Annotated in this window: 22 protein-coding genes; 21 read left to right on the forward strand and 1 reads right to left on the reverse strand. The window is 52.0% G+C overall.

Features of this window, described 5'->3' with window-relative positions; genetic code table 11:
• Positions 1–111: 111 nt before the first annotated feature.
• From PAEVO_RS00805 to PAEVO_RS00835, 7 genes are all read left to right on the forward strand, one after another.
• Positions 112–1,077, forward strand: a complete 966-nt coding sequence (locus PAEVO_RS00805; RefSeq protein ID WP_100535856.1) for an acetylxylan esterase — start codon at positions 112–114, stop codon at positions 1,075–1,077.
• Positions 1,078–1,369: 292 nt separating this feature from the next.
• Positions 1,370–1,744, forward strand: a complete 375-nt coding sequence (locus PAEVO_RS00810; protein ID WP_100535857.1) for a Na-translocating system protein MpsC family protein — start codon at positions 1,370–1,372, stop codon at positions 1,742–1,744.
• A gap of 300 nt (positions 1,745–2,044) precedes the next feature.
• Positions 2,045–2,824, forward strand: a complete 780-nt coding sequence (locus tag PAEVO_RS00815; protein WP_100535858.1) for an ABC transporter ATP-binding protein — start codon at positions 2,045–2,047, stop codon at positions 2,822–2,824.
• Between the two features lie 29 nt (positions 2,825–2,853).
• On the forward strand, positions 2,854–3,735 hold the full coding sequence (locus PAEVO_RS00820) for an ABC transporter permease (RefSeq protein ID WP_100535859.1): 882 nt from the start codon (positions 2,854–2,856) through the stop codon (positions 3,733–3,735).
• A gap of 44 nt (positions 3,736–3,779) precedes the next feature.
• The gene (locus tag PAEVO_RS00825) at positions 3,780–4,823 is read left to right on the forward strand and encodes an ABC transporter substrate-binding protein (protein ID WP_100535860.1); all 1,044 of its coding nucleotides are present in this window, start codon (positions 3,780–3,782) and stop codon (positions 4,821–4,823) included.
• A gap of 50 nt (positions 4,824–4,873) precedes the next feature.
• Positions 4,874–5,536: a cysteine hydrolase family protein gene (locus PAEVO_RS00830; RefSeq protein WP_100535861.1), complete on the forward strand. Its 663-nt coding sequence runs from the start codon at positions 4,874–4,876 to the stop codon at positions 5,534–5,536.
• Positions 5,537–5,634: 98 nt separating this feature from the next.
• A complete protein-coding gene (locus PAEVO_RS00835) occupies positions 5,635–7,038 on the forward strand; it encodes an MFS transporter (RefSeq protein ID WP_100535862.1) in 1,404 nt (467 codons plus the stop codon).
• 67 nt (positions 7,039–7,105) lie between these two features.
• Here PAEVO_RS00835 and PAEVO_RS00840 read toward each other — a convergent pair whose 3' ends face one another.
• The gene (locus tag PAEVO_RS00840) at positions 7,106–8,179 is read right to left on the reverse strand and encodes a M42 family metallopeptidase (RefSeq protein WP_100535863.1); all 1,074 of its coding nucleotides are present in this window, start codon (positions 8,177–8,179) and stop codon (positions 7,106–7,108) included.
• A 559-nt stretch (positions 8,180–8,738) separates the two neighbouring features.
• On the opposite strand from PAEVO_RS00840, the gene spoVAC reads away from it, so the two are divergent.
• The 14 genes from spoVAC to PAEVO_RS00910 all read left to right on the forward strand — a co-directional run bounded on the left by spoVAC (position 8,739) and on the right by PAEVO_RS00910 (position 20,889).
• Positions 8,739–9,227 (forward strand): stage V sporulation protein AC, encoded by a 489-nt coding sequence (gene spoVAC, locus PAEVO_RS00845; RefSeq protein ID WP_100535864.1) that lies wholly within the window; start codon positions 8,739–8,741, stop codon positions 9,225–9,227.
• A 6-nt stretch (positions 9,228–9,233) separates the two neighbouring features.
• Complete coding sequence (spoVAD, locus tag PAEVO_RS00850; protein WP_100535865.1) at positions 9,234–10,247, forward strand: stage V sporulation protein AD; 1,014 nt, start codon at positions 9,234–9,236, stop codon at positions 10,245–10,247.
• Positions 10,248–10,251: 4 nt separating this feature from the next.
• Positions 10,252–10,602: a stage V sporulation protein AE gene (gene spoVAE / locus PAEVO_RS00855; protein WP_100535866.1), complete on the forward strand. Its 351-nt coding sequence runs from the start codon at positions 10,252–10,254 to the stop codon at positions 10,600–10,602.
• A gap of 174 nt (positions 10,603–10,776) precedes the next feature.
• Positions 10,777–11,733 carry an AAA family ATPase gene (locus tag PAEVO_RS00860; protein WP_100535867.1) on the forward strand — a complete coding sequence of 319 codons (957 nt, stop codon included), beginning with the start codon at positions 10,777–10,779 and terminating at the stop codon, positions 11,731–11,733.
• Positions 11,734–11,735: 2 nt separating this feature from the next.
• Positions 11,736–12,983: a DUF58 domain-containing protein gene (locus PAEVO_RS00865; RefSeq protein WP_100535868.1), complete on the forward strand. Its 1,248-nt coding sequence runs from the start codon at positions 11,736–11,738 to the stop codon at positions 12,981–12,983.
• Positions 12,980–15,220 (forward strand): DUF4129 domain-containing transglutaminase family protein, encoded by a 2,241-nt coding sequence (locus PAEVO_RS00870; RefSeq protein ID WP_100535869.1) that lies wholly within the window; start codon positions 12,980–12,982, stop codon positions 15,218–15,220. Before PAEVO_RS00865 ends, PAEVO_RS00870 begins: the two co-directional genes overlap by 4 nt.
• A 239-nt stretch (positions 15,221–15,459) precedes the next feature.
• Entirely contained in the window at positions 15,460–15,990 is a 531-nt protein-coding gene (locus tag PAEVO_RS00875) for a YqeG family HAD IIIA-type phosphatase (RefSeq protein WP_100535870.1), read from the forward strand.
• Entirely contained in the window at positions 15,987–17,114 is a 1,128-nt protein-coding gene (yqeH, locus tag PAEVO_RS00880) for a ribosome biogenesis GTPase YqeH (RefSeq protein ID WP_100535871.1), read from the forward strand. The genes PAEVO_RS00875 and yqeH overlap by 4 nt, the downstream gene beginning before the upstream one ends.
• 56 nt (positions 17,115–17,170) lie before the next feature.
• Positions 17,171–18,037, forward strand: a complete 867-nt coding sequence (locus PAEVO_RS00885) for a shikimate dehydrogenase (protein ID WP_100535872.1) — start codon at positions 17,171–17,173, stop codon at positions 18,035–18,037.
• A 99-nt stretch (positions 18,038–18,136) separates the two neighbouring features.
• Positions 18,137–18,427, forward strand: coding sequence for a ribosome assembly RNA-binding protein YhbY (gene yhbY / locus PAEVO_RS00890; RefSeq protein WP_076320548.1), 291 nt, complete (start codon positions 18,137–18,139; stop codon positions 18,425–18,427).
• A 66-nt stretch (positions 18,428–18,493) separates the two neighbouring features.
• The gene (gene nadD / locus PAEVO_RS00895; RefSeq protein WP_100535873.1) at positions 18,494–19,084 is read left to right on the forward strand and encodes a nicotinate-nucleotide adenylyltransferase; all 591 of its coding nucleotides are present in this window, start codon (positions 18,494–18,496) and stop codon (positions 19,082–19,084) included.
• Positions 19,068–19,646 carry a bis(5'-nucleosyl)-tetraphosphatase (symmetrical) YqeK gene (yqeK, locus tag PAEVO_RS00900; protein WP_100535874.1) on the forward strand — a complete coding sequence of 193 codons (579 nt, stop codon included), beginning with the start codon at positions 19,068–19,070 and terminating at the stop codon, positions 19,644–19,646. Before nadD ends, yqeK begins: the two co-directional genes overlap by 17 nt.
• Entirely contained in the window at positions 19,643–19,990 is a 348-nt protein-coding gene (gene rsfS / locus PAEVO_RS00905; protein WP_071222884.1) for a ribosome silencing factor, read from the forward strand. Before yqeK ends, rsfS begins: the two co-directional genes overlap by 4 nt.
• Positions 19,987–20,889, forward strand: coding sequence for a CvfB family protein (locus tag PAEVO_RS00910; RefSeq protein WP_100535875.1), 903 nt, complete (start codon positions 19,987–19,989; stop codon positions 20,887–20,889). The genes rsfS and PAEVO_RS00910 overlap by 4 nt, the downstream gene beginning before the upstream one ends.
• Positions 20,890–20,906: the final 17 nt, after the last annotated feature.

Raw genomic sequence — 20,906 nt, forward strand, 5'->3', positions numbered from 1 at the left:
AATAAACCGGCATGAATTCCTACCGTTTCGAAAGGGATTGCGGATGTGTTGCCGAAATAACCATGTTACAAGAACCTTCACTTCACTCGCGAAAAGGAGATTTAACTCAGAATGAATACCATTGACCTGCGTAAGAAAGAGCTTGGCAACTTGTATCCGGAACCTACGATCAACGTGGAGGTATTGAATCGATTTTGGGAAGAAGTGTTGAAGTCGTATAGCGGCAAGCCGCTTCACATGGCCATTCAGCCGGAAGCGACGCCATATCCCCATATGAAGGTATCCAAGGTAACTTATCACGGTTATGATGATACGCCCATCCATGCTTGGTATATCGCTCCAGCTATGCAACCTTCGGACGAAAAACCCCGACCGTGTATCGTAACCTTCCCGGGTTATTCCGGAGACCGTGGATTTCCAGAACGGTATGCTCACTGGCTGATGCTGGGTTATACGGTATTTGCCGCTGACGTCAGGGGACAGGGCGGGGAGACCGGGAATCTGCTGCCATTGGACAGCGGCGTGGTTAAAGGCTGGGTGACACAGGGGATTACAGATATTCGTCGCTCCTATTACATGGCAGTCATTATGGATGCTGTGAGAGCGGTGGATGCGGCATCGCAGCAACCCGGAGTGGATCCGAAAAAAATTGCCGTGGTAGGTGGCAGTCAGGGTGGCGGACTGTCTCTGCTGGCAGGGGCCCTGAATCCGAAGGTCGCGGCCATTGTGGCCGATATTCCCAACATGTGCAGAATGGATTACGGGATTCTGCATTCGGTCAGCTCGCTGAGCGAAATCGCCCAATACATAAAGCGGTACCCGGAGCAATTGGATCAGATCCTGGAGCATCTATCGTACTTTGACATGCTGAATCTGGCGCCGCGAATCCAGGTGCCGGTCATGGTATCCGTTGGATGGAAGGATACGGTCTGCATGCCTGAAACCATATATGCAGCTTACAATCGAATGAAATCGGCAAAAGAAATAAGAGACTATCCGTTCTCCGGCCATGAAGTCAATGAGCACCAGAAGCGGGAGGGCGTCTTGTTCCTGGAACGGATTTTTAGCGGGGAATAGAACAAGGTGATAGATTTAGGACGTGAGCACGGGGCCCGACGCCCGATCAGGATTACTCTTTATTTAGGAAGAGGGCAGAAGTAAAGTAAACGGAACCACACTCAAAAAGATGTTATTTTAATGTTATATAAATTGACATTAATTAAGTTTTTGTTATCTTTTTTGACGTTTATGTATTGACAACAGCCCGATATCGCCTATAATTATACCCAAGGACAGAAAAAACTCGATAAACACCCTATACCTACCCCGGTCAATGTAATATTAATTTACACAAAAGGGATGTTGAACCATGATGACAGCAGGCGAACTCAAACAGGATCTTTTGAGGGTTTACAACGCGATAAATAAGAAAATATTTAACGTGGGTGTAAAGCAGCAAAAAGTCGATTTCGTTGGCAACAAAATCATCATTGTATCGAGGAATAGTAGAGTCCCCGTCCTCAAACTGCTGGATGAGAATTACCCCCTCTCTACCCGGCAGTTGGACCACCTTTTATTTCAGGTGTTCAAGCAGGAGATTAGAACCTCCTTGGAACAGCAGTTTCAATTTAAAATCATCTCCATTCTTAAAGACTATGATGCAGAGACCGAGTTTTCCGGTACCATCGTATTTTTGGAGAAGGATGTAGAAGCATATCTGAACGACATGCCGGAACTCTTGTAGTGCGGGTTCAAAAAGTCAGGTTTTCAGCACTGAAGCTTATGCTTCCGATGTGCGTTTTTTCAAAACGCTTTAGTTGGATGAAGCTAGGGACTGAGGAGCGGAGCGTAGGTGCTACGTGATCAAAAGATGACTTTTTGAACAACCTCGAGTAGAGAGCGGGCCGATCGTCAGTTTGGTACCAAGGCACACACATGTGTGCGGCTTGGGGCTGGACTGGCGATTTTTTGTTACATCCGCTTTTGAAAATACATGTTTGATGTTTCTGAAAAATCATGAAATCAAAAAAGAGGAGGAAGGGGCATGACTCACAAAATTGAAATTTCGGGCGTCAGCAAATGGTTCCGCAGAAATGGGGAAGAGATTGCGGCCATGCGGGAGACGAGTCTGGCGATTGAGGAGGGGCGTTTTGTCAGCATTATCGGCCCCAGCGGGTGCGGCAAATCCACCCTGTTTAACATTATCGCCGGTTTGATGCCGCCCTCCACGGGCAAGGTGATGGCTGACGGCAAAGATATCGTGGGCACCACCGGTTACGTGGGCTATATGCTGCAAAAGGACATGCTTCTGCCTTGGCGCACCATCCTCGACAACATCATTTTAGGCATGGAGGTCCGAGGCGTTCCTTATAAGGAAGCCGTAGAGAGGGCGCTGCCCTTGATGGAAAAGTATGGACTAAAGGGCTTTGACAAGCATTATCCGAAGGAGCTGTCGGGAGGGATGAAACAGCGCGCCGCGCTGCTGCGGACGCTGCTCTACGACCGGGATATCATTTTGCTGGACGAGCCCTTCGGCGCACTGGATGCCCAAACGAGGCTGACCATGCAGAACTGGCTGCTGCAGATCTGGGAGGATTTTGGGAAAACGGTGCTGTTTGTTACCCATGACATCGACGAAGCGATTTACCTGTCGGATGACATCTACGTGTTCTCGTCCAGACCCGGACGGATCAAGTCCAAAATCACCGTAACGATGGAGCGTCCGCGCAAAACCGAAGACATGACGTCCCCGGCATTCATGGAGCTGAAGCATCATCTTATGGATTTGTTGTCAGCCGGACATGATGAGGAACTAATATCGTAGGGAATAAGAACGAATGAGGAGGGAAACCGATGGAAACTGCACGCAAAGAGGCTTTTATCGTACATGCCGTAACACCAGCGGAACCTGCCACGGGTTCATCCAAACGGCCGGAGGTTGTGCCCTACATCTTGGATGAAGAGGCGATGGAGCGCCGGAGGAGCAGGCGGATCGTCTGGGGGCGGGCCGTTGTGGCCGTACTTGTTTTTCTGGTATGGGAGGTGTTCACCCGGCTCGGCCTGCTGGACTCCTATTATTGGAGCAACCCAAGCGCGATCCTTCGCACAACCTGGACCCAAATGACCGAGGGGACGTTGTTAAGGGATATTACGTACACTTCAGGGTCAACCATACTCGGATTTGTGTTCGGCACCTTCCTCGGTGCACTGCTCGGGCTATCGTTCTGGTGGTCAAGATCGTATGCAGGGATCAGCGAGCCGTATCTTATCATTTTGAATGCCATGCCCAAGCTCGCTTTGGCGCCTGTACTCGTCATACTGCTGGGTATTGGGTTCTTTTCCAAGGTGGCGCTGGCGTTCTCCATGACGGTTGTCGTTTCGGCGCTGTCTGCTTACAGCGGTGTGAAGAGCGTGGATCCGGATATGGAGAAGCTGATGTATTCCCTCGGCGCCAAGCGGCATCAGGTCTTTGCCAAGGTCGTTGTCCCCTGGTCCATGCCCTGGATTATCAGCAGTTTGCGGATTAACATTGCCCTTGCGCTGGCAGGTGCTATCGTAGGCGAGTTTATCGCTTCAAGTCAGGGCGTCGGCCGAATGATTATGTATGCAGGGACGATACTCGATATCAATCTCGTGTGGGTGGGCGTCGTTGTCCTGTCGCTGCTGTCCATGGTGATGTACTGGGGCGTGGTCGTGATGGAGAAGTGGTTATCCAAGGGATTGACCAAACAATAGACACAATAATCGAACTCATTATTTCTATTAAAAGGGGAATTCATATGAACCAAAAAATGAGGAAACGTTCACTGTTGTTTGCACTGGTCATGGTCACCGGTCTGCTTGGCGCCTGCGGCAATGAAAAAAACGACGCCAGCACCGTGTCCGCCTCGGGTGACGGGAAGCTGAAGAAAATCGTGATCGCCGAGCCGCTTCATTCCACGGGCTATCTGCCACTGTACGTCGCACAGCGCGAAGGTTTCTTTGAGAAAAGAGGGCTGAACGTCGAGGTCATCCAAGCGGCCGGAGGGGCGCACGTAACGGCCGTGGTCAGCGGAGATGCCTGGGGTGTTATCGGCGGGACAGAGTCCAACGCCTTGGCTAACAACAACAATTCCGATCCAATCATCTCGGTCGTGAATGTTGTCAATCGGGCGAACGTGTATTTAATGGCCAAGAAAGGCACCGCGCCTGCGAGCAATTCTCCCGAAGACCTGAAGGCATTTTTGCAAGGGAAAAAGATTAACGCCGGTCGCCACGGCGGTACGCCAAACCTTCTGACCCGCTATCTCTTGATTCAGCTTGGACTCGATCCGGAAAAGGATGTGCAGCTGCTGGAGCCGGCAGATGGCTCAACGGTGGTGACGATGGTCCAGCAGGGTGCAGCCGACATAGCGAACGGAGCCGAGCCGCAGATCAGTGACGGGATATCGAAGAACGTATGGGAAGAGCCGTTTTACAAGTTTCATGATCTGGGAGATTTCTCGTATTCGGTGCTCAGCGTGAAGAAGTCTACCATCGAGAAGGATCCGGAAGCCGTGCAAAGCTTTACCGATGCCATTATCGAAGCGCTGGAAGTTGTGCAGACGGATAAAGAGCTGGCCAAGAAGAACCTGAAAGCCGAATTCCCGACGTTGTCTGACGATGCCATCCAAGCTGCGCTGGACCGGGCCTATGCAGACAATCTCTGGAGCTTGGACGGGATGATCTCGGAAGAGGCGTTGAAGCATGATATGGATGTCATGATCGAGACCGGGATTTTTAAAGGGGATTACACCTATGATGCGCTGGTGGATATGCAGTTTGTGAACCATTCCAACAAGTAAGCGGCAGGGTTCATTCTTACCAATACAGGTCTGAAGGGGAGAGAGTCACGATGAAATCTTTAAATCAGCTGATGCTTGGGAGTAAAGCGGCTGTCATTGTCGTTGATGTGCAAAATGATTATTGCCATCCCGAGGGGGCACTGCCTCGAGCGGGATGCGATGTTAGCGGGGTGGCAGCGATGATGCCGCAGCTGCATAGGCTGCTGCATTCAGCCAGAGAGCTGAACGTCCCCGTTATCTTCATTCAGACGCTTCACGAGAAAGCGACGGACTCCGACGCATGGACCACCCGGTCCTCGGGACGTTCGGCTAACGTATGCCGGAGGGGAAGCTGGGGAGCGGAATTTTACGAGGTATCGCCGGAGGAGGACGATATTATTGTCAATAAACACCGGTACAGCGCTTTTGTGAATACAAGGCTGGATTCGGTATTGAAGACGCTGAAGATCGAGACCTTGATCATGACGGGGGTCAGCACCAATGTGTGTGTGGAATCGACGGCCCGGGACGGGTTTATGCTGGATTATCATATCGTGCTTGTAGCCGATGCTTGCGCATCGTATTCGACAACGGCCCATGAAATGACGCTTGAGAATATTGAAGGCTATTTCGGGAAAGTTAGTGAGGTAGCGGAGCTTATCGATATTTGGATGGATCAAATGCCCGAGGAACCGCTGCGGCCGATGTCGACGGCTCAGCCGGCCATCGGCTAGCTTGTCAGAACGTGGTTCTAACAGAGGGAAGCTCTCGAATGCGGGAGCTTTTTCTATGAACGGAACAGAAATTAATGAATAAAGCTGGTGAGTCCTGCATGAATAACAGATCAAGGATGATCGTCCAATATACCATTTGTTTAGGGGCTTTTCTGTCCAATCTGTCGGCCGGCATGTTCAACATTGCGCTTGTTGATATCGCCAGAACGTTTGATTCCACCATCCCTACGGCCCAGTGGATCGTCACCGCCTATTTGCTTGTTATCTCCATATTGCTTCCGGTCATGGGAAAACTCGGGGATATGCTGGGCAGGCGGAAAATCCACAATATCGGCTATTTTGTGTTTATGGCAGGTGCGCTCTGCTGCGCCTTGTCTCCTTCATTAAACGGACTGGTATCTTCCCGAATTCTACAAGGCGTAGGAGCGGCTATGTATCAAGCCACCAATATGGCGCTGATCATCTCCGTGTTTCCGAAGGAACAGCGCGGCAAAGCGCTCGGGCTTATCAGCACGTTTGTTGCCGCAGGCTCGATGGTCGGACCGAGTCTTGGCGGGATATTGATTCAGTGGTTTTCGTGGCGGAGCAATTTCTGGCTGCTGACGGCTGTTTCCTTGATTGCATGGTTGTTTGCCCGGCGCTTCATTCCGAAGGACGAACCGGAAAAAGGCGTAAGCCGATTGGATGTCCCGGGGGCTGCCTTTTTTGCAACATCCTTAACCGGACTGGTTACGGCCGTCAATTTGGGGGCTCAGTGGGGATGGGGTTCATGGCAGGTTGCCGTGCTGTTCATCGTGTTTGGAGCGGGAGCTGCTGCATTCATCGGGTGGTGTCTATCGTCGCGGTGGGAACGAGTAGGGAAGGGGAAACTCCCGTTTATGAAGCTGGATCTGTTTCGGGATACAGGCGTTAGCGTAGGAATCATCATTACGATCATTACCTATATGGCGGCCTTCTCCGCACAGCTTGTGCTGCCCGTGTTTTTGCTGAGCGAGCTGGGCGTTGAACCTGCCACGGCAGGGCTGATCATGATGGGATATCCGTTGTCCCTGATTATTTTCTCGCCGCTGAGCGGGAGCCTGTCGGACAAGCTGGGGACATTCCCGTTATTGTCTGCCGGCCTGCTGGTCATGACGGCAGCGTTATTAGTGCTCGGTTTTGTATCGCCGGCATATCCGATCTTCTTTCTGATTCTGCTTATCGTCCTGCTCGGCGGTTCCATGGGCATGATAACGCCCCCGAACAATTCGCTGGTGATGGGCAGGACAGCCAAAACGGACCTCGGCCTGATCAGCAGCATTTTGGCGCTGTCACGAAATCTGGGGATGATGTTTGGTACGGCGGCGGGGGGTGCCATGCTGGCGCTCCCGGGCCAGTCGGCAGGGGGACTTATAGGATTTCGCATGATATTTGTGCTGAATACAGCTCTGGTTGTTATTGTCTATTTAACGATGATTTTATCCTTTCGGTTCGCACGGCATAAAGAGACGTTATCTTCATAAGGAAGAAGTAAGAAAAAGGGTATCCGCAGGTCTCTTTGAAACCTGCAGGATACCCTTTTCTTATAGATTATGCCCGGTCGAGAATCGTCTGGAGTGTCGTGCGATCCAAACCTTTCACGAGCTTGATCAGAAGTTCTTTAGCAGCTTCGTAGTCGTCCGTGTGGATGATGGACGAAGATGTATGGATATAGCGGGAGCAAATGCCGATGATGGTAGACGGAACGCCGATGCCGCTAAGATGCACTTGGCCTGCGTCTGTGCCGCCCGGCGAGACGAAGTATTGGTATTTGATTTTGTTTGTCTCCGCCGTATCTTGAACGTACTCGACCATTCCGCGGTGAGTCAGCATTGTCGGATCGAAGATGCGGAGCAGTGCGCCTTGACCCAATTGGCCGAACTGGCTCTTGTCCCCCATCATGTCGTTTGCCGCGCTGGCATCCAATCCGAAGAAAATATCCGGCTGAATCAGGTTGGCTGAAGTACGTGCTCCACGCAGTCCGAGCTCTTCTTGGACGGTTGCACCGGCGTAAACGGTGTTAGGCAGCTTCTCGCCATGGAGCGCCTGGACCAGCTCGATTGCCAGGCCAACGCCATAGCGGTTATCCCACGCTTTGGCCATGATTTTTTTCGGATTGGCCAGCGGCGTGAATTCACAGATCGGAACCACTTGCAATCCGGGACGAATGCCAAACGCTTCCGCTTCCGCCTTGTTGTCGGCACCGATATCGATATACATGGTTTTGATGTCGACCGGCTTGCTGCGCTGCGCTTCATCCAGCAGATGCGTAGGAATGGAGCCGACTACTCCGACAACAGGGCCGTTGTCCGTGATGATTTGCAGGCGCTGAGCAAGCACGGCCTGACTCCACCAGCCGCCGAGCGGCTGGAAACGGACCATACCCGCTTCGGTTATGCCGGTTACCATGAAACCGACCTCATCCATGTGACCGGCCACCATGACTTTCGGACCTTCATCGTTACCGCGAAGAACGGCGAACAGACTGCCCAGCCGATCCTGCACGAACTCATCTGTATATGGAGAGAGGGCATCCTTCAACCAGGAACGAAGTTCCCTCTCAAAGCCTGGTGCAGCCGGGAATTCCGTCAAAGTACGAAATAATTCCAGTGTTGATTCATTCATTACGAAATCGCTCCTTTAAAAAAGGTATGTAAGAGTTTTTCCTTGTTCTAGTATGCCCCTATATATCTGAAAAGTCTACAAAACCCGTACCGCTAAAGACACGTCATTTATTAGTAATTGGAACAAGCACCCTGCATCCGGGAAAGGAATACGATGTAGAAACGAAGTGGAATTTTGGTTGTCCGAGGGAAGGAGCAGAGTATGAAGCACCATGGGATTGAGGTAAATGTCTATCATGCCGAAGTCAGAGAACTTCTGCTCATTATGGTTCTGTTCATCCTCCTCGTCATTTTGCTGAAATACATTCTTATATAATGACCGGCTCCAGCAATGATGACAGGCGACTCTTATTTCAGCTTTCAGGGATACTCCTGGAGGCTGATTTTTCGTGTGGGGCAATCTTGGCGTTAGGACAAGCTGTGATTACCACGTGAGAAGGATGATTTTCCAAACATAAAGGGAGTTCATTCAAAGCATAATGATATCGAGTGATATCCATAGCGGCTCTTTAGCCTTTTTAGAGGATTCCATACTTAAATAAAAGCGGAGGTGTATTGAAATGTCAGGCTCTAACCAAAAGCCGAAGTCTGATATCACCACAATGAGCTCGGCGGAATATCAGGCAATTGCCAAAAAGCATGAACCTCCCCGCGCCGTACTTAAAAATTGTCTGCGCGCTTTTTTGGTGGGAGGTCTCATCTGTTTGATCGGCCAATGCATTCAGCGGTTTTTTATGTCCGTATTCGACATGAGCACCACCGAAGCGAGCAATCCGACGGTAGCCGTGCTGATTATACTCTCCGTCATTCTGACCAGCTTCGGCGTGTATGACAAAATCGCGCAATGGGCGGGAGCAGGCAGCGCCGTGCCGGTTACGGGGTTCGCGAATTCCATGTGCTCCGCAGCGCTTGAGCACCGCGCGGAGGGTTTGGTACTGGGGGTCGGGGCCAGCATGTTTAAGCTGGCGGGATCTGTCATTGTATTTGGTACTGTCGCAGCGTTTATCATCGGTATCATTTACGCTATTTTTGGCATCGAGGGGAGGTAACGAGAGATGAAGGTGATCGGCCAAACCTGGCAGTTCGAGAACAAACCCGTCATTATCGGCACGGGGACGATTGTAGGACCTGAGGAAGGCGAAGGGCCACTCGCCGATGATTTCGACTACATCTACGACAATATTGAGATCAACGAAAAAACATGGGAAAAAGCGGAACGAAAACTGCTGGAGGATGCTTCAAGCAAGGCGGTCGAAAAGGCGGGCATCAAGGAAGACCAGCTGCAGTTTTTTGTGGGCGGGGACTTGATGAACCAGATCATCAGCAGCTCGTTTGCCGCAAGACAGTTGGGTGTGCCTTACATCGGCGTATTCGGAGCTTGCTCTACATCGATGGAGAGCCTCGCGGTGGCCTCCATGCTCGTGGATTCAGGAGGGGCCAAGTATGTCATGGCCGGCACGGCAAGCCACAACTGTACGGTCGAGAAGCAGTTTCGTTATCCGACGGAGTACGGATCGCAGAAACCGCCGTATGCGCAATATACGATTACCGGAGCAGGCTGCTCGGTCATTTCGGACAAGGGAGACGGTCCTGCTGTCACGTATGCCACTATCGGCAAAGTGGTTGATCTGGGCATCAAGGATCCGTTCAATATGGGGGCGGCAATGGCTCCGGCGGCAGCCGATACGATAACAAAGCACTTTAAAGACACAGGCCGGCAAGCGAAGGATTATGATCTGATCGTGACCGGTGACCTGGCCTCCGTTGGGCTTCCGATAGCCAAAGATCTCTTGAAACAAAATGATGTCATCATGGACGGTACGGTGTTTGCCGACTGCGGCTTAATGATCTACGACTTGGAAACACAGAAATACGTTAATGCAGGGGGCAGCGGCTGCGGCTGTTCGGCCGTTGTCACGTATGGCCATATTTTGAAACGGATGCGTAAAGGCGAATTGAAAAAGGTGCTGGTCGTTGCAACCGGGGCCTTGCTGTCGCCTCTTTCTTACCAGCAGGGTGAGAGCATTCCGTGCATCGCTCACGCCGTAGCCTTAGAGATGGGAGGATAACACAATGCAGTTTTTATGGGCGTTTATTATTGGCGGTCTGATTTGCGTCATTGGGCAAATTATGATGGACGTTATTAAACTGACACCGGCACATACGATGAGTTCGTTAGTGGTCGCCGGAGCCATCGCCGATGGGTTCGGATTGTATGAGCCGCTTGTTAAATTCGCGGGAGCGGGAGCTTCCGTCCCGATCACCAGCTTTGGTAATTCGCTTGTGCATGGCGCCTTGACGGAACTGGGGAGGGACGGCTGGATCGGGGTCGTGACGGGGATATTCGAAGTCACCAGTGCGGGGATATCCTCGGCCATCATTTTCTCTTTCCTGGCAGCGCTGTTCGTCCGTCCGAAGGGATAAAACTGAATCATCAAGAAGGAAAGGACCCTGGCTTCATGCCGGGGTCTTTTTCTGTTGAGAGGAACAACAAAAAGTTGAATAGGCAAAATATCTCTTCGAATGTACTCCGGGACCTCGATCATGTACAATAGTACTAAAATAAGTATTTATTCCCTTACAGGAGGTTAGTCATACATGCCCGTAAGCCAAGAATCCATGAAAATCATTACCTCGGTGCGAACCAATCTGGAGTCGTGCCTTCTAGGCAAAGAATTTGAGATCCAATTGCTCCTTACGGCGCTGCTCGCTGGCGGACATGTACTGATCGAGGATGTGCCCGGTACAGGAAAGACCCAATTGATCAAAGCATTAGCGAAATCCATGCAGGGAGACTACCGCCGGATTCAGTGCAACCCGGATATTCTCCCGAGTGATATAACGGGCGTTTCGGTATTCCACCCGAGAGATGAAATGTTTTACTTCCGTCCAGGTCCGGTCATGACCAACATTTTGCTGGCGGATGAAATCAATCGAGCGACAACCAAGACGCAATCGGCCCTGCTTGAGGTCATGGAGGAGCGCAGTGTAACGGTGGACGGGGCTACCCACGAACTCCCGCATCCCTTCATGCTGTGCGCGACCCAGAACCCGATCGATTTTGAAGGCACCTATATGCTCCCGGAAGCACAGCTGGACCGGTTTATGCTGAAGCTGAGCCTGGGTTACCCTGATGCTGTCACGGAGAAGCAGCTGATGTACCGTTCACGTGACGGACAACTGGCAGACAAACTTCAGCCGGTGACCCATATGGATAAGATTTCGACTATTCAACGTGAAATTCGCGAGGTATTCATCGGTGACCCTGTCGCCGATTACTTGCTGAATATAACCCGGTCGACCCGCGAGCACCCTTCCGTAATGCTGGGCGCAAGTCCCCGGGCGACGCTGTCATTCATGAATGCCGTTAAAGCCTATGCCTTCTTGCAAGAGAGGGATTACGTTCTGCCAGATGATGTGAAGACGCTGGCTCCATACGTGCTTTCGCACCGGATCATGCTGCGTCCGGAAGCCAGGCTCGACAATGCGAGTCCCGAATCGGTGCTCGAGTTTATACTGCGTCAGGTCAAAGTGCCTGTTCAGATGGGGAGATAGGCATGCGCCGCGCGGTTTCGTTATTTTTGAATGGCATGCAGCCGTCTAGACTCGCAGCGGTATTGGCGGTATGGTGCCTATGTCTTTTGTATGTATTATTTCAGGGGGGCAAAACCTCGCTCATGCTTTTCTCCATGGTCAGCCTTCTGACGATCTATTTGATCGGTGCAGGCTTTGGCGGAGTCAATCGCGTAAAAGCCCAGCGAAGCGTGCTGGGAGGATCGGAGCGCGGAGGAGAACTTCTTCATGCGGGTGAACAAGTCCGCGTGAAGCTGGAGGTCCATGTTCCGGGATTGCTGCCGATGCCCTATATGATCGTGCGTGAAGTATTGCAGAGGCACAACGGCGACTCCTGGTCTTTTGAAGATAGCGTCATTCCGAACCTCCGCGGTGTGGGCAAGCTTGTATTTCAGACCCCTCCGCTTGAACGGGGGCGGTATGCTTTTTCAAAGACGGAATGCATTAGCGAGGATATATTCGGATTAATGGAGCACAAGGGACGCATTGAAGTCCAGACCGATTTCCGCGTTCTGCCGAGAACCATATATATTCCCAAATGGCAGCGAAATATACGGAATTCCAGGTTGGGCGGCACGCATACAACAGTTTCGGCTTCAAGACGGGAAACAACGCAGATCAACGGGGTCCGCGATTATGTATATGGCGACCGGATCTCCCGGATTCACTGGAATGCAACGGCGAAGACCGGCTCGTGGAAGTCGAAGGAATTTGAGCATGAATCCTTTCCCAGAACGATGATCGTGCTCGACTGCACCGCGGACGGATATGATCATGCCCAGCAATTCGAGTTGGCTGTATCGGCAGCCGCGTCGCTGATCGAATATGGTGCCAAGGAGCATGCGGGTACAGGCCTGTTCACGGCTACCCGCGAAGCTCAGATGTTCGCTCCCGCCGATCACGCCGGAGAGCGGATGCGCATGATTCAGCATTTGGTTGACGTGGATTATGACCGAAAAACCAAATTGATTGCTTCCCTGGAGAAATCCTATCGCCATTTTCCAAAAGGGGCCCTGTTTCTGCTGATCAGCCCGATGAGCGGCAAGGACGCTTCGGAGATCATGCGCTGGGTGGAGACCAGGGGAATGAACCCTTGCTTCTTGCAAGTAACCAATTCCAATGAAACGAATAAACGCGATGAATCCATTTCGCTTCTGCAATCCCGGGGGATTTCAAGCTATTCGGTTGCTTCTCTTGACGAGCTTCCGGCTGCGCTGGGAGGTGGTGCATGATGAAGTTATGGCTGGACAAACTATCTACGACATTCTTTAGTACGCTAACGATGCTATGGATCTGGATCATCGGGATGCAGTGGGTGTCCTTTACGGAGACGATATGGCTCTCGGAAACAACAGCCATCGTTATTGCAGCGTTAACCATTACGGCGGTTACCGAAGCGCTGCTGCCGATCAAGCAAGGGTACCGGGTGCTTATCCAGTTTATTTTGATCCTGTATTGTGTATACAGTTTGCTGAAAACTTACGGTAATCCGGTTCCTGCCTTTGGCGCTGAAGGGGCTTTGACCGAGGAAATCATGTATCTTTTTCCTTATTTGTGGTTTGCTATCGCCGCATGGGCCGCTTTTCTGTTCCTTGCGCGGTGGGCCAAAACCAAGGGGCGCGTGCTTTTTGTAGTCGGGATCAACGTCATCGGTTTTGCCGTGCTCGATTCCTTTACGAAAATCGTGCTGTGGGATGAGATCGCTTGGGTTGTCGGAGCGGGGATGGGCTGGCTCGTATCCAGCCATTTTAACCGGTTTCGCAGACGCTTTCCGCAGGGATGGGTCAATTTATCGAAGTATCCCTTTAAGATTATCGCCAACATTTTGGTCATCTTCTCGTTGATCATTGTGGCCGGCGTGAACATGCCGCATGTGAAGCCCACGTTAACGGATCCTTACACGGCGTGGAGAGAGTGGAACGGGGTACCGTTATCCGGCGGCAGTACAACCGGAACCGGAACCCTTATCGATTCACCGTCTGAAAGCATGTCCGGATATGGACGTGAGGACAACGACCTTGGCGGCGGTTTTAATTTTGACTATTCACCGGTGATGTCGATTACCTCGGATGAACGCAGCTATTGGCGAGGGGAAACCAGAGCCGTATATTCGGGAACGGGTTGGGCGGACGGAGCCAGCAGCCGGCGTTCCGGCACGGGCGTGGGCATCGGTGAGGAATTGCCGGGAGAAGCCAGCGCATCCGTTCCTACCAAAACGTTGGAGCAGTCGGTAACGATGCTGAGTGATACGGTGTATCCGGTATTGTTCGGTGCCTATACCGTTCGTCAGTTGGAAAGTATGGATGAGGATATCGATCCGGATCGGCTCAGCTGGCTGCAGGAAGGTGCGGAAATGCATCTGGACGACGTTCGTAACGCGGACTATCCGAAGAGTTATACTTTAACGTCCGAAGTGCCGGTGATTCCAATCGATGAGCTGAGTACCAGAACTTATGATGAACTATATTCCGGCTCAATTGACGATGCTTATATCCAGATGCCGAGAAACTTCCCTGACCGCGTTTCCGATCTCGCCGAAGAAATTACCGCGGGCGGAAATACGCCGTATGAGAAGGTCATGCTCTTGCAACAATATTTATCGAGCAACTTTACCTATACCAACACGCCCGATCTTTCGCGTAAGCAGAGCGATGATTTTGTGGATGCGTTTCTGTTTGAAATCCAGGAAGGGTATTGCGATTATTTCTCGACATCCCTGGTGATGATGACACGGTCGCTGGATATCCCTGCACGCTGGGTCAAAGGCTACGCGCCGGGAAGAATGACGGCTTCGGAGTATGTACCGGCCGATGGTCAAACCTCGATTGAGCCCGGAAACTATACCGTTACGAATGCCGACGCTCATTCCTGGGTTGAAGTATACTTCGGCGAGTACGGCTGGGTTCCGATTGAAGCGACACCGGGCTTCAGCATGCCGATTCTGACGGCCGACACAGACGCTGAGCCTGTCATTGAGGAAGAAGTTGAAGAAGAAGAGAACGAAGAGGACAAGACTACGCCAGCAGCAACCTCTGATCACCAGCAGCCCGGCTGGGTTAAAGTTGTTGTAACGGCCGCGGTGGTTGTTATCGTATTGTGGATTCTGTACATCGTATGGAGAATGCGCATCAGCCTGCGTTTTGCCGGGGCGCGTATTCGGGCAGGCAAGCCGCTGACGGCAGCGGATAAAGTCATTGCCGAAACCGAACGATGGATTCGTTCCGTGCAGCGCAGAGGCTTGGTGAGGCAGGAACATGAAACGCTCCGTGAATCGGTTAGCCGCTGGGTAAGTGCACACCCTGAGCTGGGAGCAGAGCTGAGACCGCTGCTGCAGCAATTTGAAGCCGCTCGTTACAGCCCGGCTGAAGTGAAGGAGGAGCAGTGGCGCTCCGTCCAACAGGATGCTCAGAAGCTGAAAAAGTTCATTAAGAAGGTCCGCATCGTACCCGAGAAACGTCTATCAACCTAATCCAAGAAGACAGACCGCGTGATGGTGGTTGTTGTTGGGTGTATCAGGATAGCTCGGTATGCATACGTTCTGATATCCGATCATTTCAAGACCGCCCGGTCCGCTTCCAAACAGCCGCCGGGTGGTCTTTTGCAGGTAAAGGTAGCGATACGGTAAAAGGGAAGAAAAAGGCTCGTGATTATTTTTACTAAGGAACCGGAATATGGTATAGTTTTTCGTATGAAATTGAGGTGACGAACTTGTTTGAAATGTTAATCCCAAAGCTCCGTGTCAATACGGTTTTTGATATTAACCTAGAGGAATTATATGAGCAGGGGTATCGGGGGATCATTACCGATTTGGATAATACCCTTGTGGGGGCCAAGGCACCGGTAGCCACGCCCGAACTGGTCGTTTGGTTCAAAAGGGTGAAGGAGATCGGTTTCCAGCTTATCATCGTCTCGAATAACCAGCTTGAACGCGTGTCTAAATTTGCGACGCCGCTGGATATCCAATATGTGCATGAAGCCCGTAAACCAAGCAATACCCCGTTTCGCAAAGCGATGAAGATGATGGAGCTCACGCCGGATAAAACGGTTGTTGTCGGCGACCAGATGCTGACCGACGTATATGGCGGAAATCGGCTGGGTCTGTATACGGTATTGGTTATGCCCATCGCCATCAACGATGAGGGGTGGTTTACGCGCCTGGTCAATCGCCGGGTGGAGCGCATCGCATTGACCCGTTTGCGCAAAAAAGGATTATGGATGGAGGAGGAACCGAAATCATGACGTTGCCTACTGGCGGAGAAGACATCAAGAAGTGCAGCGGTTGCGGCATACAGCTACAGAGTGCAGCACAGGACAAGCCGGGCTATTTGCCGGAGAAGGCTTGGGACCGCGACCCGGTTATTTGCCAGCGCTGTTTCCGGATTAAGAATTATAATGAAGCGTCCTCGGTTGCCGTAGACCAGGATGAGTTTTTACGGCTGCTGGGACAGATCGGCGGCAAGAACGCGCTTGTCATTCATATCGTGGACCTCTTCGATTTTGAAGGGAGTCTTATTTCGGGACTGCAGCGGTTTGTCGGCAACAATCCGGTGATTCTGGCCGTTAACAAGACCGATCTTCTCCCGAAGGTCACCAATTGGAACAAGGTTCTCAATTGGGTGCAGAAGCAGTGCAAGGAGCATGGACTGAGAACCGAAGACATCGTGCTCTGCAGCGCGAAGAAGAATCAAGGCTTTGAGCGGCTGCTGGAGACGGTTGCGCATTACCGAGGCGACCGGGACGTCTACGTGGTTGGCGCCACGAATGTGGGTAAATCCAGCTTGATCAATCGTCTGATCCGCGACTACAGCGATCTGGATCAGGAACTGACCGTTTCCCGTTATCCGGGAACGACGCTGGACATGGTCAATATTCCGCTGGACGACGGCCGGTATATTATCGATACGCCAGGCATCGTGTATCCATGGCGCTATAGCGAGCTTGTGAGCCGTGAGGATTTGGGGACGGTCATGCCGGAGCATCCGCTGAAGCCGATGGTATACCAGTTGAACGAAGGACAGACGCTCTTCTTCGGAGGTTTCGGCCGTTTTGATTTTCTGCAAGGAGAGCACCAATCCTTTACTTGCTTTATCAGCGGCAGATTAGGCATTCATCGGACCAAGCTGGAACGGGCGGATTCGTTATTCGCCGAGCATGCCGGAGAGCTCCTCTCACCGCCGACCAAGCAACGAATTGAAGAACTGCCGGAGTGGACAAGACATGAAATCCGTATTCCTAAGGGGACCCGCCAAGACGTGTTTATCTCGGGGCTCGGCTGGATCAAGATCAATGGTGAACAAGGAGCGCTCGTGGCGGTTCATGTACCTAAAGGAATCAAAGTTCTGTCGCGTCCATCCTTGATATAAGTGTTAACATCGCTTTGGTACACCGCCCGGTTTATCATGGGAGAGATAAGGGAGAAATGAAAGTGAATCCAATGATCGAGCGTGATTATTTGCTCCTAGGCGTAATGGGGGACCCTATCGGTCACTCGAAATCACCGGCTATGCATCATGCGGCCATTACCGCCCTGGGTTTGTCAGGGGCCTATGTACCCCTTCATATACGTCCGGAGGGGCTTGGTGACGCCATCCAAGCTGTTAAAGCGCTGGGATTCCGCGGAGTGAACGTAACGATCCCGCACAAGGTGGAGGTTATGAAGTATCTGGATGTCGTCGATGAAGGGGCGCGGCGCATCGGTGCCGTGAATACCATCGTCAACGACAATGGCAAATTGACCGGTTATAATACGGACGGCATCGGCTATGTTCGTTCATTAAAGGATGAAGCCTGCCCCGATCTTAAGGGAAAACGCATCGTCGTCATCGGCGCCGGCGGAGCGGCCAGGGGGATCATCTATGCTCTTACCGGTGAAGAGCCCGAGAAGATTTCCATAGTGAATCGGACATCCGACAAAGCGCTGGCATTGGCCGAGGAGTGGAGTGCGCTTGCCGACTTGAGGGGATACGGAGAGGATCATGCCAGAGAGGCATTGTCGGATGCCGATGTCTTGATCAACACCACCTCGGTGGGGATGTTTCCCCGGGTTTCCGAGCTTCCCGTTCCAGCGGAATATATACCGGAAGGGATCGTTGTCAGCGATCTGATCTATAATCCGTTGAAGACCGAGCTGTTACGGGAAAGCGCGCTTCGGCAATGCACGGTGCATGGCGGACTCGGAATGTTCATCAACCAAGGGGCGTATGCATTCGAGTATTGGACAGGTCTGACGGCGCCCGTACAGGCTATGAAGGAAGCGGTTCTGACCAGCTTCCAATCCGAGGTTTAATATCTTGTTTATTGATTAATGCTTATGCAAAAGCTACAATATAGCTTTCGACAAGCAGCAGGCTTTAATAATTGAATATTTAAGGAGTAATGACCAAGCATGTTAACAGGAAAGCAAAAACGACATTTACGTTCGCTTGCGCATCATCTGGATCCGCTGTTCCAGGTAGGCAAGGGAGGCAGCAATGAGCATCTGATCCGGCACATTTCCGAGGCGATTGAGAAGCGGGAGCTCATGAAAGTATCCGTGCTTAACAACTGTCTCGAAGATCCCCGCGAAATCGCCGAGGAGCTTGCTGAAGGTGCCGGGGCGGAGCTGGTTCAGGTTATCGGCAAGACGATCGTGCTTTATAAGGAATCGAAAGACCACAAAACCATCGAATTGCCGTAAAGGAGCCCTGATCGCTCCAGCTTGGCGGATATAGAATAACTCTCTTATTAGGGGAGGTGAACCCGGATGAAGGTAGGGATAATGGGCGGAACCTTTGATCCCATTCATATCGGGCATATGCTCGCAGCCGAGTGCGCGCGGGACGCTTACGATCTGGAAGAGGTATGGTTTATGCCCAGCCATATTCCCCCGCACAAGGAAGATGCCGGCGTAACCGGCCTGATGAGGCTGGAGATGACCGCGGAGGCTGTAGCCGACCATCCATCTTTTCGTACATTGGATTGGGAAGTGAAACGCGGCGGCGTATCCTATACCGTAGACACGGTTAGAGAGCTGCGGGACACGTATCCCGAGCATGATTTCTCGTTCATTATCGGGGCGGATATGGTAGCGTATCTTCCCAAGTGGAACCGGATCGGGGAGCTGGCGGAAATGCTGACTTTTATTGGGCTTAACCGTCCCGGAACCAGACTATCGGTGGAGGATCTGCCTGATTTCCTGCAAAAGGTGGTAGTGACAGCGGAGATGCCGCTGATCGAAATATCCTCCACCCTGATTCGGAGCAGAGCCGCGTCAGGCTCGTCCATCCGTTATATGGTGCCGGACCGTGTATACGATTATATTGTTAGGAGCGGTATTTATGGAGTACAGCCGTGAAGAACTCATTGAAGCGGTATCCTCTCAGATGCCGGCAAAGCGCTGGGAGCACACCAAAGGCGTAATGGAAACCGCGGTCATCCTTGCGAAGAGGTTCGGGGCCGATCCGGTTAAGGCGGAATTAGCCGCCATCCTGCATGATGTGGCCAAATACTGGCCCGTGCAAAAGCTTCATCAAATGATGGTGGAGCACGCGCTCTCCGAAGAGCTGCTCCATTACGATAAGCAGCTTTGGCATGCTGAGGTCGGTGCGTTCGTAGCGGAGCACGAATATGGCGTGACGGATGCGGAGGTGCTTGATTCCATCCGTTACCATACGTCAGGACGCATAGGCATGACGCTGCTTGACAAAGTGGTCTGCCTTGCGGATTATATGGAACCGGGACGGGATTTCCCCGGCGTGAATAATATTCGCGAACTGGCCAACCATAGCCTTGAAGAGGCGCTTGCAGCCGGTTTTGATTCGACGATCGGACATCTGCTTTCGCGCAGACAAATCATTTTTCCGTTGACGGTACAAGCCCGCAACGATCTAATTAAGCAATTGGAGGCGAATTCATGACGTTGAAACCGAATGAATTGTTAAATGTGGCAGTAACTGCTGCTGAAGATAAAAAAGCGATGGATATCGTGGTCCTGGATCTCAGAGGAATTTCCCTGATCGCCGACTATTTTGTCATTTGCCACGGTAACTCGGATACACAGGTGCAGGCAATTGCAACCGAAATCCGTAAACAGGCTCATGATGCGGGAGTAGCTCTGCGCGGACTGGAGGGAATGGATGCAGCCCGCTGGGTACTGATGGACCTCGGAGACGTGATCGTTCATATCTTCCATCGCGATGAGCGCGAATATTACAATATCGAGCGACTGTGGTCGGATGCTAAAGTGGTGGAGAACGTATGAGTCTGATTGCCGGCACATTAACGAAACTCGTCGTTTCCAGAGAAGTGTCCCCTTACGGTTATTTTCTGGATGGCGGAGATCGGGATGTGCTTCTTCACTATTCGGAGCTCACGGGTAAAATTGAGCCTGGGGATACGGTAGAGGTCTTTATATTCTTCGATACGGAAGACCGCCTGGCCGCAACGATGAAGAAGCCTTACCTTACGCTGGGCGAAACCGCTAAGCTTGAGGTGGCGGACGTTCATCCGCGCCTTGGCTGTTTCCTCGAGATGGGGCTTGGCAGGCAGCTTCTGCTTCCGATCCGGGAATTGCCGGAGATGCGGGAGCTTCACCCGCAAGTGGGAGATCATGTGTTTGTCATCATGGAGCATGATAAGCAAGGACGACTTCGCGCCAAACTCGCCGGAGAACAAGAGCTTGCTCCGCTTGCGTTCCATGCGCCTGAATCGTGGAAAGGGCAATGGTTCACTGCCTTGGTGTACAAACCGCTCCAGATGGGGACGTTTGTCATCATCGATGGCGGTGTGATCGGTTTCGGCGCAATCGGCATGATCCACTCCTCGGAACGGACGCGCATGCTGCGGCTTGGCGAAGAGGTGAAGGTCCGGGTCAGTCATATCCGGGAAGATGGCAGGGTCAACCTGTCGATGGTTCCGCAAAAAGAGATCGGCCGGACGGATGATGCAGACCGGCTGCTTGCTTTTCTGAAGGAGCGTCCGGGCCATGCGATGCCGTATTCGGATGAAACGCCGCCCGACATTATCAAGCAGCGGTTCGGCATTAGCAAATCCGCCTTTAAACGCGCGCTGGGCAAGCTGATGAAGGACGGTTTGGTTACGCAAAAGGACAGCTGGACGTACATGGTCAATCAAGAGGAGAACTCCGGTTCAAACGAATAACCCGGCAAGGTAGGGGA

The sequence above is a fragment of the Paenibacillus sp. GM2FR genome, from assembly GCF_002803325.1.
Lineage (GTDB): Bacteria > Bacillota > Bacilli > Paenibacillales > Paenibacillaceae > Paenibacillus_AQ > Paenibacillus_AQ lautus.